Source organism: Chitinophagales bacterium (assembly GCA_017303835.1).
Lineage (GTDB): Bacteria > Bacteroidota > Bacteroidia > Chitinophagales > Chitinophagaceae > JAFLBI01.
Map to the genome: position 1 here is coordinate 1,271,317 of JAFLBI010000001.1, position 16,145 is coordinate 1,287,461.

Below are 16,145 nucleotides of genomic sequence, written 5' to 3' on the forward strand. Positions count from 1 at the left end.
TTCATAAACAATTAATAACCAATAAATTGAAAGCAATACGGATGCAGCTTTGTTAAAGCTGTTGAGTTTTTTCTGATTTCAACTAAATTTGGATTGTGAAAAAGCTCAGCAATATAACATCAATATTCCCCAAGCATCTTTTCTGGGATGTAGACATGAGCAAGCTGGATATTAACAGGGATAAGGACCTGATTATACCCAGAGCGCTATACATGACTACCGCTGAGAGTTTTGATACTGATATCGTAAAATTGGAAAGCCTATACACACATGAGCAGATTGTACAGGAACTAAAACTAACTAAAGAGAAGATCAGCAACGAAGTCTGCAAGATGGTGGCTGATCGTTACGAAGTAACTATTTTTATAAGATTCAATAAGAAAAACTCAAGATGACTTTCTTCATTATATAATCAAGTAACATCTCCGATAAAAATTTAGAAAAGTATCTTTCATTGAGCAAACTATCATTCTGCTAATTCTGTTATATTACCATCGAGATTTTCAATACTCAAGAAAGAAACATTAATATTAAGTACACCATTCATTGGAAGAATAAAATACTCGCCTGGTATCTTAATTGAGTTACCTGTTTCCTCGGAGTAGGTACTAATCTTCCCGCTTGGTAGCATTTCTATATCACTTAACGTTTGTTTCCTCAAATCACGTCTCGTTGCATATTGAAGAACAAGAAATTCCAAATCACTTGATTTAGACTTATAATAATAATCCAATAATATACCTGAATAAAGAACAGTAGCCTCTTTTGTTGTTGCTAATACATCAACAAAAACCAAATCAATATCTCCAATATTTTTTTCTTCCCCTGACCTTTCTATTATTTTACCGCTAAAAACCATATCCCAATAATATTCCAATCCCAAAAGAGTAGATAAGAAATCATACTTAACTTCTAGGTGGCAAAACAAAACTCCTATTATATATCCAAGAATATTTGACACTGTAGAATAAACTAAAAAACAAAGAACATCTATCTGAAAGTAATGATTGTCAATAGGGAAATCTTTATTGGAATAAAGAATATTCAATAGTAAATCAAACTTTACTTGGTAACCGAAGATGTATATAAACGAAAGTTCGATTACATGAATCAAAATTGGAATAATGCTAAATACCCAGATTGAGTCTGTTACAGAAAAAGAACCTAAAAGCTCCTTTAATTGATCATCCCGGTTAATTGCAAAGCGGAAAGTAATTGATGGCAAAAAGAGCAAAGTAAGGATGAAAGCACCTAATGCTATATTCATCTTGACAAATTATAATGCCGTAATTTTTTTAACTGCTATCTCAGCTCTATCATTATTACCTGATATTTTATTTTCTCTTTTCTTAATACTAACATTAAACCTGACAGCTTGTCCGTTTGAAAAACTACCAGAGTTATTAATTATAGCTTCTATTAAAGCAGCAGAAGCACTTGTACTTTTAAGTAAAATCTTTCCTCTATTACTAATCTTTGCTTTCATAAGAAAAGTTAGACAATTATTAATTTAGAACTAAATTAAGATAATAAATAATTCGCCTCATTCAAACAATCCTTTTTTTATACTCCTTAAAATATTTAGGGTTAAGAAATACACAATATTTTTAGTAAAAATAACCTACCCCTATATTTCAAGTACTGCGTATCATTCATCTTTCAAACTTGGCTCGCTTGGACGATTATTTACTTGAATTGTCATTTCTGGGATTGTCAGCTCACTTCGTTACGCTGACTTCCCTCCGCATTGAGCTTACCCAAAGCCAAATAGAAATAATAACAGCTTTTATAGCATCATATGCGTTCGCGGCAGTACGCGCTACGCACGTTGTCATGCAATCGTACCAGCTCAACCAAGCAAGCTTGTTTCGCTTACACGCTTGCATGCTATTACAGCTGCCGCTCACTGTAATAAGAGCATAAAAAAACCCCACATTTCTGTGAGGCTTTGTGATCCCGCTGGGACTCGAACCCAGGGCCCATACATTAAAAGTGTATTGCTCTACCAACTGAGCTACGGAATCTCCATTACCCGCTAAATCAAGTATTACCTTGTTTTTTGGGACTGCAAAAATAGGTGAAAACAAAAACGCACCAAATTTTTCAGGGATTATTTTTAGAAAGCATTGAGTCTCTGATGTGTATAACTTCAAAACCTCAATCTAACATGCGCCATAAACGCTTCAATACAGAACCCGAATCGCTATTGCTGTTTTCTTCGCGAATGCAAGGCAGCACAGCATCTACCTGTTGTGCAGGTGTCCAATCTGGTAATCCTTTATACCAAATCAGGTCATACTTATGCAGTCCTTTTTGCTTCAGGGCATCCACCGTATAGGGGCCCCGCAACAAGTTTTTGCGTTTCAGTATGTAGATTTTATCCATGGGGTTAATCAGCCTCGGTCGTAAAAATAGCAAAATCCCTAGTTTTTCGCCTGTAATACCTGTAAAGCCTTCTGCACAGCCATATCCTGCCTGTTCATAATTTCAAAATAGCCCTCATTGCGCCAGATCTGTCTGGCCATCAAGGCCTGCATCCGTTTTAGCAGCACCTGCTTATCGCGTGCACTTACCCCATCCATGGCAATACTATCACGTGCTGCAAAACCCTTCAAAGCTGTCCATTCCTGTTCGCCGGGCACAAAACCACCTGCCATAGCCAATGGATCTTTGAACTGCGCAAAAAAGCCCTGATGCTTGGTGTAATACTCGTATACAAAATTGACCAGGGTATTTCTTCTGTAAAAACGCATGGCCGGTGCATCCAAGCTGGTGGTATCCAATGGTACAAACACATCGGGCGTAATGCCACCACCACCATAGACTGTTCTGCCGGCAGGTGTCTTATACGCTTTGCCTTTTTGCTTGATGCTATCTCCCTTTAATACCTCTCCGTTGTGAAAGCGTTCTGCCAGTTCTTCCTGATACTTCTCCTTCCCTTCTTCATATGGCTTCTGAATATTGCGACCCAGTGGCGTATAATAACGCGCAATGGTTAAACGCATGGCACTGCCATCACTCAACTGAAACTGCTGCTGCACCAAACCCTTACCAAAACTTCTGCGCCCAATGATGGTGGCCCTGTCCCAATCCTGTAAAGCACCCGTCAATACCTCACTGGCAGAAGCGGATGTTTCATCAATCAACACCACCAGCTTGCCTTTTTCAAACAAACCTTCTTTTTGACAACGGTAATCGTAACGTGCTACTTTATCGCCTTGTGTGTACACAATCAGTTTATCGCCATCCAGAAACTCATCCGCAATATCTGTGGCTTCGTTCATGAGTCCGCCTCCATTGCCACGCAGATCCAGAATCAGTTGCTGCATGCCTGCTTTCTGCAAACGCTCCAGATTGCTCATAAACTCTTCATACGTGCGCTCAGCAAATTTGTTGATGCGGATGAAACCAATGCCCGGAGAAACGATATAGGCTGCATCAATAGAAGAAACCGGAATGGTACCACGGGTAATGTTCACAGCACTCAGCTTGCCATTGCGCAGAAAACCAACTTTTACCAGAGAGCCGCCGGGACCGCGCAAATATTTACGCACCTGATCTGGATCAATCTTCACGAGTGAGATGGAATCATTCACTTTTACCAATCGATCACCTACCTTAAGACCAGCTTTTTCAGAGGGACCACCTTTGATCACATTCAACACATGCACTGTATCATGAAACTGCTGAAATTCTACGCCAATACCCTGAAAATTACCCATCAATTCCTCATTGAAATCCTTGAGATCGGCAGGCGGAATATAGACCGAATGCGGATCGAGATTGCCCAGCAATTCTTCCATAGCCAGATTGGTAAGGCTATCGCCTTTCACCGGATCCACATATTTATTGGTAATGATATCAATGGCTTCCTGAATACTGCCCCTGCGTTGTGTACCGAAAAAGCGTACACCGGCTGTTTTATCGCGCAGCTGATAACCAATCAGCATGCCCACCACCAGCAATCCGGCCAGCAAAAGAGGCAACCAAACCTGCATTTTTTTACTTCCCATAACTCAGCTTCTTTGTATCTTGTCGCATTCAAACACGAATATCTGCATTAATGTTGAATGGGGCAGGTTGAAATGTTTGCCAAAACCCATCTGTATGGCTGTGAAACTGATTGCAGATAGTGGTGCCACCAAATGCGAATGGTGCCTGCTGCAGAACGGCAAGAAAAAGACCCTCTACACCCAAGGTATCAGTCCCTATTTTCTGAACCAGGCCCAGATTGTGGAACTGCTTAACAAAGAGCTGCTACCCAAACTGAAAAAAGTGGCGGTGGAGGAAGTGTATTACTACGGTACAGGACTCAGCAATCCCAATAATGTTACCATCATCAAGAAAGCCCTGAAACAATTGTTCCCCAAAGCCAAGCTGGAAGCCAATACCGATTTAGTGGCGGCTGCACGCGCTTTGTGTGGTAAGGAAAAAGGCATCGCCTGTATTTTGGGTACAGGTTCTAATTCCTGCTATTTTGATGGCAAGAAAATTGCCAAGAATAGTCCGGGCATTGGTTATGTGCTGGGCGATGAAGGCAGCGGCGCTTATTTGGGTAAGAAAGTGGTACAGTACTATCTGTATCAAACTTTTGATGAAGACCTGCGCGCTCGCTTTGATGCACGCTTCACCACTACCCCGGTAGAAATTCTGGAGAACGTGTACAAAAAGCCATTGGCCAACCGCTACCTCGCTTCTTTTGCCATTTTCCTCGCTGAGAATCGGGGGCATTACATGGTGGAGAACATTATTGAAGACGGACTAAACGATTTTTTCTTTAACCACCTCTATAAATACCGCGAAAGCTGGACCCTGCCGATTCATTTTGTAGGCAGTATTGCATTTGGTTTTCGCGATGTATTGCAAGACCTTTGCAACACTTATGAATTGGAGTTAGGCAAAGTGCTGAAAGCACCGATGACCGGACTGATTGCATACCACCGTTAAGCGACGAACATGAACAATTTTGTTAAGGTTACCGAACAACCCTCGAAATACCGACATCTGGAGAAAATGACACTGGATGAAATTCTGGTGAACATCAATAACGAAGACAAACTGGTGCCACAGGCTGTGGAGAAAGCCATTCCGCAGATTGAAAAACTGGTGGCTGTAGCTACAGATAAAATGTTGGCCGGTGGCAGACTGTTTTACCTCGGTGCCGGTACGAGTGGACGCCTGGCCATTGTGGATGCGAGTGAATGTCCGCCCACTTACGGTGTGCCTTATGGATTGGTGATTGGTTTGATTGCCGGTGGCGATAAAGCCATTACACAAGCTGTGGAATTTGCAGAAGACAGCAAGGAACAAGGATGGGCCGATCTGGAGAAATTTTTCGTGAGCGATAAGGATGTGGTGATTGGTTTAGCAGCCAGTGGTACAACACCTTACGTGATTGGTGCATTGGAAGAATGCCGCAAAAGAGGCATTGCAACCGGTAGTATTTGTTGTAATCCGAATAGTCCCTTATCCAAAGTGGCTGACTACCCCATTGAAGTGGTGGTAGGACCAGAATTTGTAACGGGTAGTACCCGTATGAAAAGTGGTACAGCACAGAAACTGGTGCTGAACATGATTTCTACTGCAGTGATGATTCAATTAGGTCGTGTGGAAGACAATAAGATGGTAAACATGCAGCTGAGCAATGTAAAGCTGGTAGATCGTGGTGTGCGCATGGTGATGGAACAATTAGGACTGAGCAATTACGAAGAAGCCAAGGATCTATTGTTGACACATGGCAGTGTAAAGAAAGCTGTTGACGCAAGGAAATCAGAACAGTAAATGCATCATCTTGAACCATTTTACAACTGGCGTCATATTTATATAGCGGAAGAAGATCCCCGCTCCCCTTTTTACGGCAGAACCTATAGTGAGTTTGAGTTTTCTCAAACAGTGTACAATTACTATATCCACCCACAGTGGGATGATTTTGGCAGCAAAACGCTTTATCTCAAGATTATCTACGTTGATTACGAATTGCACTTTGCCATCATTGAATTGATTGGCGAGTGGAATGATGCCATAGAGAATGATATCATGGAGTTGAAGCGTGAAGTGATGGAGAAGCTGGCACTGGAAGGCATTTCAAAGTTTATCTTAATAACAGAGAACGTACTCAATTTTCACAGCGGCGATAAAGACTATTACGAAGAATGGTATGAAGAAGTGAGTGACGCTGAAGGCTGGATAGTTGCCCTCAATATGCCCGAAGCTACCCAATACGATTTTCGCAAACGTAAATTGAATTACTTCATCGAATTGATGGAGATACTGGAATGGCGTACCTACAAGCCCTATCATCTCTTCAAGAAGATTGATGAGCAGCTCACCAATCGTTTAAACTAAGCGCTAGCCAAAGTTTTTAATGCAGTAACAAATACATCCAACTCAGCTGTTGTGGTGTACACATTCGGCGTAATACGGCAACCATGCACATTGCTGTAATCAATCGCTACTGTAAATATTTTAAATCGATCCATCAATTGTTTCGCCAAGTCTGCCGGCTTGATGCCTTTGATGCCCACGTTGGCGATACCGCAACTACGTGCAGGATCCAATGGTGTGTTTAAAATTATATTCGGTGTGTCTTTCACGCGGGAAGTCCAATAATCTTTCAGGTAACGCAATCTGGCTTCCTTGCGCTCGGGACCAATCATTTGATAATAGTCGATGGCGTCTTCTATCGTTAAATCTGTATGCACCGGATGCGTACCAATATGATTGAGGCGAGAGATATCGCCGGGCTTGCGTTCGCCTTCGGCAATCAGTGGCCACACATGGTCAATCTCTTCTCGCTTTACATAGAGGATACCTGCACCTAAGGGCACACTTAGCCATTTGTGCAAGGATGCACCATAATAATCGCAATGCAGATCTGGAATATTGTAACGGAAATGTGCAAATGCATGGGCACCATCCACCAATACTTTCACGCCACGTGCGTGCGCCATGTCTGCTATTTTTCGAATGGGCAAAATCTGTCCGGTAATATTCACCATGTGACATACCATTAGCAGTTTTGTCTTAGGCGTGATAGCATTAGCATATAGCTGAACAATCTCCTCGTCGTCTTTTGGATGAGTAGGAACTGAAATGATTTTATTCACTACGCCATGTCGCTTCGCCACTTGTTTGAACATATCCAGCATCGCACCATAATCCTGCTCTGCCATCACGGCTTCATCTCCGGCCTGCCAGTTTTGTCCCGCAATAATCATATCCAGCGATTCTGTGGTATTGCGGGTGATGATCAATTCATCAGGTGAACATCCCGCGATAGCGGCCAATTTTGCGGCCATGCGTTTCTTATTATCCCACTGAACGGTACGCATGTAATAAGAACCCTGATAATTGATTTCGCGAATATGCGCGATGTATTTCTCTAATGTCGCTTCAGGCAAAAAATTGTAATACCCGTTTTCCAGATTGATATAATCTGGCTTCAAGCGGTAGCCTTTACGAATAATGGCCCAGAAATCTTCTTCCCCGGCCAGCTCTTGTGCAGGTAAATTTTTAGCAGCAGCCATTAATGCATTTAGCTGACTAACACCCGTTAGCGAACCAGCGCTCAACAAGGAGATTTGCTTGAGAAAACGACGTTTGTCCATGCTTCAATTTAAGAAGTTTCAACAAAGAAACCCGCATTTTCAAGGTTTTCCACAAGTTCTACAGTAGGCCAAAGGCTTGATGAAAAAATCATCATTTCGCCGGGTTACTTTTTTTCAAAGGGCGTATTAAGCAGCAAGCAAGCAACCCATTTTTCACCAAATCATTACACATGATTCAGAAAACATATTACAAAACCAAAGACTACTGTAAAGTAAAATTCTCTTTTCAAGTAGAAAATGCAGAAACAGTAGAAGTACTTGGCCTCAACAGCGATTGGGAAAATTCTATCGTTCTGAGCAAGAAAAAAGATGGTAACTTCACTGCTGATGTGCAGCTGCCTAAGAACAGCACGCATGAGTTCAAGTATTTGGTGAACAAATCTGAGTGGTTAAACGAACCGGAAGCTGACAGCCAAGCACCCAATGTGTACGGCGGCAGCAATAGTGTGATTGTATTGTAATAGCATCACAACTGGTTAAACTGCATCATGGCGCGCGGGGGCAGCCGGATGCAGTTTTTTATTGCCCTTTGCTGAACAGGTATTAAGGCTTAATTTTCTGTATCAATCATTTGCCATGAGATACCTGCTTCTTTGTTTTTTCAGCACTTTGGTGCTGACCAGTACTGCACAATTGTTTCGTGTACCCTATCCTGCTAAATATTACAAAGAAAATTTAGACGGCAGACTTTTGCTGCTTTTATCGAAGAAAACTAGTGGTGAGCCACGTTTTCAAATTGCAGACGGACCAGAAACCCAAATGGTCTTTGGTATGGATGTAGAAAATTGGGCACCGGGTACTACCCTGTCTGTACAAGGCAAGGATGTATTTGGTTATCCCATAGAAAAATTATCTGCAATCCCTGCGGGGAATTATACCGTACAAGTGGTCTTTCACAAATACGAAACCTTTCACCTCAAGAATGGCAAAGTTGTAAAGCTGCCCATGGATCGAGGTGAAGGACAACACTGGAACCTTGCGCCGGGCAATCCTTACTCTACACCCAAGCGTATGGCAGTGAATCCACGTTTTAAAAGTATTGCCATCGTTGAATTGGATAAAATCATACCACCTATTGAAGAACCGAAAGACACCAAGTATATCAAACACATCAAAATTCAAAGCAAATTGCTGACAGAATTTTGGGGCAGGCCGATGTATTTAGGTGCGCATATTTTGTTGCCAGAAGGTTTTGATGAACATCCTGATGTACGTTATCCACTTGCCATTTTCCATGGCCATTTTCCGGAAGACTTTGGCGGCTTTCGCACCACACCGCCTGATCCTAACCTCAAGCCTGATACGGTAAAACGTTTTAACCTGATTGGTTACAACAAGATCGTACAACAGGAAGCCTATGATTTTTACAAACAGTGGACAGGCCCGAATTTTCCCAGAGTAATTGCGATTGAAATACAGCACGCCACTCCTTACTACGATGATTCCTATGCGGTGAATTCTGCCAACATGGGGCCTTACGGCGATGCGATTACCTATGAACTGATACCTGAAATTGAAAAACGATTTCGTGGTATTGGCCAGGGCTGGGCAAGATTTTTATACGGTGGCAGTACAGGTGGATGGGAAGCATTGGCCGCACAAGTCTTCTACCCTGAAGCGTATAATGGCTGCTATGCTGCTTGTCCAGACCCCATTGATTTCAATCACTACGTCACCATGAATATCTACAAGGATAAAAATGCTTATTACCTGGAAAGTGATTTCAAAAAAACTTTGCGCCCGGGGCATAGAAATTATTTGGGTCATGTGAGTGCAACTGTGAAAGACATGAATCATCGTGAGCTGGCATTAGGCACCAAGAGCCGTAGTGGTGATCAGTTTGATATCTGGGAAGCAGTATTCTCGCCCAATGGTGCAGATGGTTATCCGAAAAGAATTTACGATAAGTATACCGGTGTGATTGATCCTGAAGTAGCGCAATACTGGCGCGACAATTATGACCTCACCCATATCATTCAGCGCGATTGGCCGAAGATTGGTGAAAAGCTCAAAGGCAAGATCCATATTTATGTGGGCGATATGGATAATTTTTACCTCAACAATGCCGTGTACACAGCAGAGGATATGCTGAAGCAGTTAAAGAATCCTTCCTGCAATTGTGAAGTAGATTATGGCGATCGTGCAGAACATTGCTGGAATGGAGATCATACACAACCCAATTATATCAGCAGGTTGCGTTACCACAGCATGTTTATCAACAAGTGGACGAAAGAATTATTGGCCAACCCGCCTGCTGGTGCTGATATCAAAAGCTGGCGTTACTAAACCATTGGTGTAAAAATCCATTAGAAAGCAAGTAAACAGATTACCTTACTCAAAACTGCTGCTATGAATCAGGAAATTATCAATCTCTACGACGAGTACACCCATAAGCCGCTCTCCAGAAATGAATTCTTAAAGCGACTAACCCTGCTAACAGGAAGTGTGACAGCTGCAATGGCTGTATTACCGCTGATTGAAGTGAATGCGGCCGGAGCCAATCAAACACCTACAGATGGTTTGATGACGGAGTACATCACTTATGCCGGTGTTCAAGGCGAGATGAAAGCCTATGTTGCACGACCTGAAAAGAAAGGCAAATATGCGGCGGTGGTGATCATTCACGAGAACAGAGGATTAAATGCCCATATTGAGGATGTGGCGCGCAGAGCAGCCAAAGCAGGCTTTCTGGCTATTGCGCCCAATGCATTGGCGCCATTGGGTGGTACACCTGCCAATGAAGATGAAGCCCGACAAAAGTTTCAACAATTAAAAGCAGAAGATAGCTTACAGAATTTCATTCGTGTATTTGATTACCTCAATACACGTAAAGATGTGACCGGCAAATATGGTTGTGTTGGTTTCTGTTGGGGCGGTGCTATGGCCAATTCATTGGCTGTTGAAGTGCCTTCACTGAAAGCTGCGGTTGCGTTTTATGGTAGACAGCCGGATACAGCAAAAGTGCCCAATATCAAAGCAGCGGTACAATTGCATTATGCAGGTTTGGATGAAAGAGTGAATGCAGGTGCAGCAGCCTATGAAACAGCATTGAAAGCAAACAATATCAACTACGAATTATACATGTATGATGGAGTGAATCATGCATTCCATAATGATACAGCGCCTACCCGCTACAACGAAGCAGCAGCCAAATTGGCCTGGCAGCGGAGCATGGATTTTTTTAAGAAGTATTTGGGGTAAATCAAATCTGTTCTTCTAATTAAGTTCCAAAGGCTCCCCCTCTCCCTTGGAGAGGTTCACAAACCGTAGCTCTAGCGAAGGTCTTGGGTTGGGGCCTGCCTTCCGTAGCTTTAGCGAAGGGAGGTGAGGTCAAGAAGTACTCAAAAAACTTTCATTACTTAAAACATGCTGGTATAAACAATTCCGCAGGGTCAATTTCATGAGACCCTGCGGGGACGTTATGTTCGTGGCAATATTATTTCCGCAGACTTCAGTCTGCGGTCTATTTGATGTTAAATATGATACATCATTCCCACACTACTGCTTCTGCAGTATGAAACCATTGCGGATAAAACTGTTGGTGCAATTTTTCTACATAATTGCGTTTCACTTTCATGGTAGGTGTGAGATAACCATTATCAATTAACCATGGTTCACGCATTACCACCGCTTTTTCCAGATGCTCATAATGTTCCAATGTTGGATTGATTGCAGCGATAGATTCCAATAAGCTGGCTTCTACTTCAGCCTTCGATTTGGCTTTACCTATTTCAGATAAAGTAACCAACACAATAGGTTGTGGAATACCCATGCCCACCACACAAGCTTGTTCCACATCAGGGTTGGCGAGCATTTTCACTTCAATAGGCGCTGGGGAAATATACTTACCCTTATCCGTTTTAAACTGATCTTTCAATCTGCCAGTAATGAATAAGAATCCGTCATGATCGTATTCGCACAAATCGCCGGTACGCAGATAGCCTTCTTCATCGAACAGCTCTTTCGTGAGTTCAGGTTCTTTATAATAACCCTTGGTATTGCTCACGCTTTTTACGCGCAGCTCTCCTTCCGGAGAGATTTTCACGTGCAGGCCTTTGAATGGCTTTCCAACAGAACCCATACGTCTGTCGAACGGACGCTCAAAGTGTGCATATACACAATCCTCTGTCATACCCAAGGCCTGCGTAATCTTCACACCCAGTTTATCAAACCACTTGATCATATCAACAGAAATGGGTGCTGCAGCACTATAGATATGCGAAGCTTTTGATAAGCCAAGTTTATGCCTGATCTTTTTCTTCACCACATTACCCAGGAGTGGAATAGAAATGAGGAAACTGAGTTTGCTTTGTGGCATTTTGCTGAGAATTACTTCGCGGAACTTGCCCCATAAGCGCGGTACTGCAAAAAAGATATCTGGTTGTACAGAAGCCACATCATGTGCAAACGTGGTGAGTGATTCTGCAAATGAAATCACTCCGCCACTATAATAAGCGTTAGTAGCAATTCCAATGCGTTCTGCAATATGACTAAAGGGCAAATAAGAGAATAAACGCGGTCTTGGTGGCAAGCGCAATTCACTAATCGCAGCCTGCATGGTTGCATTAAAGTTGCCTGCTGTATGCATCACACCCTTTGGTGCTCCAGTGGTGCCTGATGTATAAATGATGGTCATCAGATCATCATATTGCCAGTAGTATAAGTCTTCTGCAGGTGCATGCTGACTGATCAATTCAGTCCAGGCTGTACCATCCTGCATATCATACATATCAAACCCGATTTTTTGAATATGTGCTGGAATACCATCTTTCTGCGAAGCATAATCATCCAGCTTGCCAACAAAAATGGCAGCAGTATCACTATGTATGAGAATCGGCTCAATAGATGATGCAGATAAGGTTGGATAAATGGGAACAGAAATATATCCTGCCATCATGATGGCGATATCAGCCATAATCCAATGTGCACAGTTCTTAGACAGAATAGCCACATGTGCACGCTCAGGTAAGCCCATCGCACGCAGGGCATTGGCCATTTTACGACATTCTTGTCCGGCTTCCGCCCAGGTCCATGTAGTCCATTGACCATTAAATGGCTGACGAAGAAAGATATCATGCGGTATAGCAGCTTCCCAATGCAGGAACTGCCCAAGTGGTGAAGTTGGGGGCATAACAATCGTTTGTTCCAAAATACAGAAAATTATGGTGTGCGCAAGGAGAAGGACTGTCCGGATATGTATAAAGACACTTGCAGACTATCCCAATACACGCGTTTTGGGTCTGTGGTATTGAGTCCTCGGATATCCCGCATCACCACTACCTGACTTTCGCCACAAACTGTGGCAGTATTGCCTTCTACCAGAATTGCAGTAGCCTCATCTATACCAATTCCCAGCAGGTTTGGATACTTGGCAATCGCACTGAATAGGCGGTTGTAACGACTACGCACAATAAAATGCTGGTCAATGATGGCTGAACGAATCAAACCCAAACCGCGCGACAGTTCAATATTGTTGTGCCAAACCTTTCTGAAAGTAGGTCTGTACACAGTATCTGTTAATTCATTGCCTGTAATCATGTGTTCACTCATTACGGCAGCGCCGGCACTAGTGCCAGCAATCATGGCGCCTTTGGCATAAGCTTGCTGAATGGCTCTTTCAATCTGTGTATTGGCTACCACCCGCATGAATCTTTCCTGGTCTCCGCCGGTAATGAAAATGAGTTTTGCCTGCAATAACTGTTGTAGTTTCTCCTGATTGGCTGTATCAGCCTTGGTGAAATGCAGTTGTAGAATTTTACCCTTGTATACCTGCTTCAAGTCTTCAGTAAAATAATGAAAAGCAGTATCGGGTTCTGCACTCGACATTGGCAATACAGCCACATAATCTTTGTCTTGCATACCAGCAGCCTGCACCATGCATTGCATCAAGCCTGTAGTACGATCTCCACCGCCAATGATGAAGAGTTTTCCTTTTGCTTGCGCATTAGCTTGTGTTACCATCAATACTACAAACAAGTATGCAGCAATGATTTGTCCAATTCTACTCATAGCAGAGGTTAACAGATTACCCATTGATAAATGAAACCACCATATACACTGCACCTACCAATACCCAAAGCAGCGACCATACGAGCACATTAACTAAGGATACACCATACACTTTCCATTTTTGGACTTTGCCTTGTGCAGCCAGAAATGGACAATAGGCCCACCCAAAATAAATTACCTGAAAGACTAAGGGCAATAGACTCACATTAAGGTATACAGCAGACCCCTTTAGCATTGCCAGAACAGGCGTCATCAGGGTATTGAATATGGTAAAAAAGCCTGTGAGAAACAATGCCGCCACCAAATGCTCCGCATAATACAACCCTTTCCTTCGGAAGAATAACCAGAAAATAAAAGCCGTCATTGGCACAGAAATCAGCGATATGATTTTCGTATTCTGTTCCATAAATACAGCAAATCTTTTCTGCCTTTCCATTATCTTCTGCGCCTGAGGCATCTGGGCATAGTACTGTTTTGCATCAGCTTTTGTCATGCCCATCGTATCTGTATCATAAGGCTTAAAAACAATGGTAAAAAACAGCAGCAGACCAGACATTAGTAACATGAATGTGAAGGGATTGAAATAACGCTTGCGCTTCCCTTCAATAATGTACTCTTTGAGCACAATACCGGGCTTAATTGCCAACTCTTTGATCAGAAAAAATATGCCCTTATCTGCATGTGTAAAAGCATGACCTGCTTCATGCAGAAAATGTGGCATGGTAAAACGGTGCGTCTCTGCTGTTTGACCACAATTAGGACAAAAACGATAACCTGATTCCATTTTTGTTCCACAATTCTGACAAATGCTTGCTTGCATATTATTGGAATTATTGTTTCCCGGCTTTTTGCTCAGGTAAGAGTTTAAAATAAGTTGCTTTGAAACGACCGTTTACAAGGGTGCCTTGCACTTCAGCTTTTCGAATAGCTTCACAAAAACCATCTTCTGCATGCGCATCTCCATGGTCATCTATTTTGGTACCATCTACAAAATATGCTTTGCCATCTATGCGAACAGCCAGATCACAAGATTTACCCGGCAACTTGAATTTGCATTGTCCACAAGAAGCTTCCACCACTTGCACAGGTTGCTTTGGATTCTTTTGGTGTATGGACTTGGGCTTTTCGGTTTGTGCCATTACAGCACAGCTAAATAAGAGCGCAGTTGCGAATAGTCTCAGGTGCAGTTGCATAAAATAATTTGTAACAAAATACCAATTTTCTGATATGGGATTACCTAATTTTAGCCAATGCGAAAAAGATTTCTACCCTTTCTGATGCTGGCCCTTTTTGGCTTAACCAAAGCAAGTGCACAAAACAGCAAGACACCCGAACAACTGGCTCAGGCACAATTGGATGCATACAACTCCAGAAATATCGATGCCTTCCTGGAGTCTTATAGCGATAGTGTGGAGATCTATGCTTTTCCTGCTAAGCTACTTTCCAAGGGTAAAGAAGCCATGCGCAAAGAGTATGGGGCTATGTTTCAACAAGTACCCAATTTGCATTGTACACTGGTGAACAGAATTGTTGAAGGCAATACCGTGATCGACCATGAAAGCGTAAGCGGATTTGGCCCTCAACCTTTGAAAGCCATTGCCGTTTATACGATTAGCAAAGGAAAGATCAGCAAAGTGTACTTCATTCAGTAGTACATGTTCCCATTTGTTACCGAGCACTTTATTATTGGTGATAAAACCATTACACTTCAGCTTCCGGGGGAAAATGCAGTGCAGGCATGGTATCGCCAACAAGAACCGCAAGCCCCTTTTCCTTTCTGGGCAAGAATATGGCCTGCTGCAAAAGCCCTTACCCAATATCTGGCAAGCCATCCGGAATACTATACTGATAAAGATGTGGTGGAATTTGGCGCAGGTCTTGGCTTACCAGCATTGTTTACTGCAGCCAGCGCTAAAAATGTGCTGATTACCGATCATGCCGATGATGCGATGCATTGGTTCAACCAATATCATATTCAGCAACATAACAATGTAGAATACCAACAATTTGATTGGTATCAACATGAAGCATGGCCTTCTGCAGAATGTGTTTTGCTGAGTGATGTGAATTACAAAGATGAGGATTTCAAGGGGCTGCTGAATTTGATTCAACATTATACTGCGCAGCAAGCAGTCATGATACTGTCAACACCACAAAGAATCATTGCCAGAGATTTCGTGCAAATCATTGCACCTTATGTAAAAGCAGCAACTACTATGGAAATTGATGAACACACGATTTCCATTTATGTACTTGGCTAATGTCCCAACACTTTTGTCCTGGCTTTTTCAGAACTGATAACAGGTACGACTTCAAAATCAGCCAGATCATCCCAGTTCGCAATCCACAAATTCAAACTGTCTATGGAATCTGCTTCCATCAATTGATAACAATATCTAAGATCCTTACTTATCCAGCTATTGAGATACTGTACACCTTCTGGTAACATCCTTCCCGTTTCTGCATAACGCTGGTAAAGGTCTTTGACCCTGCCTGGAATGAATTTTTCAATGACCATGTATTGCATGG

Annotated in this window: 19 protein-coding genes and 1 tRNA gene; 9 read left to right on the forward strand and 11 right to left on the reverse strand. The window is 42.6% G+C overall.

The window, feature by feature from the left end:
- Positions 1-95: 95 nt before the first annotated feature.
- Positions 96-395: a hypothetical protein gene (locus J0L83_05805; GenBank protein ID MBN8664063.1), complete on the forward strand. Its 300-nt coding sequence runs from the start codon at positions 96-98 to the stop codon at positions 393-395.
- Positions 396-466: 71 nt separating this feature from the next.
- On the opposite strand, the gene J0L83_05810 is transcribed toward J0L83_05805, so the two are convergent.
- The 5 genes from J0L83_05810 to J0L83_05830 form a co-directional block, all read right to left on the reverse strand.
- Positions 467-1,267, reverse strand: a complete 801-nt coding sequence (locus J0L83_05810; protein MBN8664064.1) for a hypothetical protein — start codon at positions 1,265-1,267, stop codon at positions 467-469.
- A 9-nt stretch (positions 1,268-1,276) separates the two neighbouring features.
- Positions 1,277-1,486 (reverse strand): hypothetical protein, encoded by a 210-nt coding sequence (locus J0L83_05815; GenBank protein MBN8664065.1) that lies wholly within the window; start codon positions 1,484-1,486, stop codon positions 1,277-1,279.
- A gap of 465 nt (positions 1,487-1,951) precedes the next feature.
- Positions 1,952-2,024 (reverse strand) — tRNA-Lys (locus J0L83_05820).
- A gap of 133 nt (positions 2,025-2,157) precedes the next feature.
- A complete protein-coding gene (locus J0L83_05825) occupies positions 2,158-2,385 on the reverse strand; it encodes a DUF4339 domain-containing protein (protein MBN8664066.1) in 228 nt (75 codons plus the stop codon).
- 38 nt (positions 2,386-2,423) lie between these two features.
- Positions 2,424-4,013 (reverse strand): S41 family peptidase, encoded by a 1,590-nt coding sequence (locus J0L83_05830; protein ID MBN8664067.1) that lies wholly within the window; start codon positions 4,011-4,013, stop codon positions 2,424-2,426.
- A 94-nt stretch (positions 4,014-4,107) separates the two neighbouring features.
- Here J0L83_05830 and J0L83_05835 point away from each other — a divergent pair, with 94 nt between their 5' ends.
- From J0L83_05835 to J0L83_05845, 3 genes are read left to right on the forward strand one after another with little or no spacing between them, the layout of a single operon-like run.
- Positions 4,108-4,947 (forward strand): N-acetylglucosamine kinase, encoded by an 840-nt coding sequence (locus J0L83_05835; GenBank protein MBN8664068.1) that lies wholly within the window; start codon positions 4,108-4,110, stop codon positions 4,945-4,947.
- A 9-nt stretch (positions 4,948-4,956) separates the two neighbouring features.
- Entirely contained in the window at positions 4,957-5,781 is an 825-nt protein-coding gene (murQ, locus tag J0L83_05840) for an N-acetylmuramic acid 6-phosphate etherase (GenBank protein ID MBN8664069.1), read from the forward strand.
- Positions 5,782-6,345 (forward strand): hypothetical protein, encoded by a 564-nt coding sequence (locus J0L83_05845; GenBank protein ID MBN8664070.1) that lies wholly within the window; start codon positions 5,782-5,784, stop codon positions 6,343-6,345. It abuts the gene before it with no gap.
- On the opposite strand, the gene J0L83_05850 is transcribed toward J0L83_05845, so the two are convergent.
- Positions 6,342-7,607: an aminotransferase class V-fold PLP-dependent enzyme gene (locus J0L83_05850; GenBank protein MBN8664071.1), complete on the reverse strand. Its 1,266-nt coding sequence runs from the start codon at positions 7,605-7,607 to the stop codon at positions 6,342-6,344. The genes J0L83_05845 and J0L83_05850 overlap by 4 nt on opposite strands.
- 170 nt (positions 7,608-7,777) lie before the next feature.
- Here J0L83_05850 and J0L83_05855 point away from each other — a divergent pair, with 170 nt between their 5' ends.
- The 3 genes from J0L83_05855 to J0L83_05865 all read left to right on the forward strand — a co-directional run bounded on the left by J0L83_05855 (position 7,778) and on the right by J0L83_05865 (position 10,808).
- On the forward strand, positions 7,778-8,068 hold the full coding sequence (locus J0L83_05855) for an isoamylase early set domain-containing protein (protein MBN8664072.1): 291 nt from the start codon (positions 7,778-7,780) through the stop codon (positions 8,066-8,068).
- Positions 8,069-8,183: 115 nt separating this feature from the next.
- The gene (locus J0L83_05860) at positions 8,184-9,893 is read left to right on the forward strand and encodes a hypothetical protein (protein ID MBN8664073.1); all 1,710 of its coding nucleotides are present in this window, start codon (positions 8,184-8,186) and stop codon (positions 9,891-9,893) included.
- Between the two features lie 63 nt (positions 9,894-9,956).
- Positions 9,957-10,808 carry a dienelactone hydrolase family protein gene (locus J0L83_05865; GenBank protein ID MBN8664074.1) on the forward strand — a complete coding sequence of 284 codons (852 nt, stop codon included), beginning with the start codon at positions 9,957-9,959 and terminating at the stop codon, positions 10,806-10,808.
- Positions 10,809-11,094: 286 nt separating this feature from the next.
- Here J0L83_05865 and J0L83_05870 read toward each other — a convergent pair whose 3' ends face one another.
- From J0L83_05870 to J0L83_05885, 4 genes are read right to left on the reverse strand one after another with little or no spacing between them, the layout of a single operon-like run.
- Positions 11,095-12,738, reverse strand: a complete 1,644-nt coding sequence (locus J0L83_05870) for an AMP-binding protein (GenBank protein ID MBN8664075.1) — start codon at positions 12,736-12,738, stop codon at positions 11,095-11,097.
- Between the two features lie 29 nt (positions 12,739-12,767).
- On the reverse strand, positions 12,768-13,616 hold the full coding sequence (locus J0L83_05875; GenBank protein ID MBN8664076.1) for a cyanophycinase: 849 nt from the start codon (positions 13,614-13,616) through the stop codon (positions 12,768-12,770).
- Positions 13,617-13,632: 16 nt separating this feature from the next.
- Positions 13,633-14,436, reverse strand: a complete 804-nt coding sequence (locus J0L83_05880) for a DUF3667 domain-containing protein (protein MBN8664077.1) — start codon at positions 14,434-14,436, stop codon at positions 13,633-13,635.
- A 10-nt stretch (positions 14,437-14,446) separates the two neighbouring features.
- Positions 14,447-14,809 (reverse strand): hypothetical protein, encoded by a 363-nt coding sequence (locus tag J0L83_05885; protein MBN8664078.1) that lies wholly within the window; start codon positions 14,807-14,809, stop codon positions 14,447-14,449.
- Between the two features lie 57 nt (positions 14,810-14,866).
- Here J0L83_05885 and J0L83_05890 point away from each other — a divergent pair, with 57 nt between their 5' ends.
- The gene (locus J0L83_05890) at positions 14,867-15,268 is read left to right on the forward strand and encodes a nuclear transport factor 2 family protein (GenBank protein ID MBN8664079.1); all 402 of its coding nucleotides are present in this window, start codon (positions 14,867-14,869) and stop codon (positions 15,266-15,268) included.
- Between the two features lie 3 nt (positions 15,269-15,271).
- Positions 15,272-15,877, forward strand: a complete 606-nt coding sequence (locus J0L83_05895; GenBank protein MBN8664080.1) for a hypothetical protein — start codon at positions 15,272-15,274, stop codon at positions 15,875-15,877.
- Here the strand turns inward: J0L83_05895 and J0L83_05900 are convergent.
- Complete coding sequence (locus tag J0L83_05900; GenBank protein ID MBN8664081.1) at positions 15,874-16,143, reverse strand: DUF3303 family protein; 270 nt, start codon at positions 16,141-16,143, stop codon at positions 15,874-15,876. The genes J0L83_05895 and J0L83_05900 overlap by 4 nt on opposite strands.
- Between the last annotated feature and the right edge of the window lie 2 nt (positions 16,144-16,145).